Source organism: Pseudomonas sp. GW821-FHT07G06 (assembly GCF_058986625.1).
This window is the reverse complement of sequence record NZ_JBYSVW010000002.1, coordinates 673254-675093: the sequence shown is the minus strand read 5'-3', so window position 1 is coordinate 675093 and position 1840 is coordinate 673254. Positions and strand designations below refer to the sequence as shown.

Genomic DNA, 1840 nt, shown 5'->3' with positions numbered 1-1840 from the left:
GCGCCATTGGCCCCGATCACCAGGGTGCCGACGTTGGCGATGGTCGCCGTCTGGCCGGCGTTGAAAGTCCCAGGAACACCGTCAATGGTGAAGTTCACCACGCTGACTGGACCGTCGACACTAGAGGTCCCCGTCAACACGCTGCCGGTCACGGCCGTGTCTTCAGCGGTGGTCACGCGCTCGCTCGCGTCGGTGAAGCTGTCGTCGACCGGGGTGACGTTGATGTTCAGGGTCGAGGTGACATTGCTTCCAGAGCCGTCGGTGACGGTGTAGCTCACCGTGGGTACCGTGCCGTTGTAATTGGCGTCCGGGGTGAAGGTGTAGGCGCCATTGGCCCCGATGACCAGGGTGCCGACATTGGCGATGGTCGCCGTCTGGCCCGCTGTGAAGGTGCCAGGAACGCCGTCGATGGTGAAATTCACCACGCTGACCGGACCGTCGACGCTGCTCGTGCCAGTGAGGACGCTGCCGGTCACGGCCGTGTCTTCGGCGGTGGTCACGCTTTCGCTGATGTCGGTAAAGCTGTCGTCGACCGGGGTGACGTTGATGGTCAGAGTCGAGGTGACGTTGCTGCCGGAACCGTCGGTGACGGTGTAGCTCACGGTTGGCACGCTGCCGTTGTAATTTTCGGCAGGCGTGAAGGTGTAGGCGCCGTTGGCGCCGATCACCAGGGTGCCGACGTTGGCGATGGTCGCCGTCTGGCCGGCGACGTAGGTGGTATCACCGATGGTGAAGTTGACCACGCTGACCGGGCCGTCGACGCTGCTCGTGCCGGTGAGGACGCTGCCGCTGACGGCAGTGTCTTCCTGGGTGGAGACCGTCTCGCCGATGTCGGTGAAGCTGTCATCGACCGGGGTGACGCTGATGGTCAGGGTCGAAGTGACGTCCGTGCCCGAACCATCGGTCACGGTGTAACTCACGGTCGGCACGCTGCCGTTGTAATTGGCGTCCGGGGTAAAGGTGTAGGCGCCGTTGGCGCCGATCACCAGGGTGCCGACGTTGGCGATGGTCGCGGTGCTGCCGGCGGCGTAGGTGGTTTCACCAATGGTGAAGTTGAGTACGCTGACCGGGCCATCGACGCTCGAGGTGCCGGTGAGAACGCTGCCGCTGATGGCGGTGTCTTCGCTGGTGGTCACGCTTTCGCTGAGGTCGGTGAAGCTGTCATCGACCGGGGTGACGCTGATGTTCAAGGACGAGGTGACATTGCTGCCCGAACCGTCAGTGACGGTGTAGCTCACCGTTGGCACGCTGCCGTTGTAATTTTCGGCAGGCGTGAAGGTGTAGGCGCCGTTGGCGCCGATGACCAGGGTGCCGACGTTGGCGATGGTCGCCGTCTGGCCGGCGGTGAAGGTGCCAGGAACGCCGTCGATGGTGAAATTAACCACGCTGACCGGACCGTCGACGCTCGAAGTGCCGGTTAGGACGCTGCCGGTGATGGCGGTGTCTTCAGTGGTGGTCACGCTTTCGCTGAGGTCGGTGAAGCTGTCGTCAACTGGGGTGACGCTGATGTTCAGGGTCGAGGTGACATTGCTTCCAGAGCCGTCGGTGACGGTGTAGCTGACGGTGGGCACCGTGCCGTTGTAGTTGGCATCCGGGGTAAAGGTGTAGGCGCCGTCGGCCCCGATCACCAGGGTGCCGACATTGGCGATGGTCGCGGTGCTGCCAGCGGCGTAGGTGGTATCACCGATGGTGAAGTTCACCACGCTGACCGGGCCGTCGACACTCGAGGTACCGGTAAGGACGCTGCCGGTCACCGGGGCATCTTCAGTGGTGGTCACGCTTTCGCTGAGGTCGGTGAAGCTGTCGTCAACTGGGGTGACGCTGATGTTCAGGGTCGAGG

At 63.6% G+C, this 1840-nt stretch carries 1 protein-coding gene; it reads right to left on the bottom strand.

All coding sequences use genetic code 11. The annotated features are described in order from the left end of the window. Positions 1-1840 (bottom strand): beta strand repeat-containing protein (locus AC3WJW_RS06570; RefSeq protein ID WP_493725525.1); only part of this gene is annotated, 1840 nt, incomplete at both ends.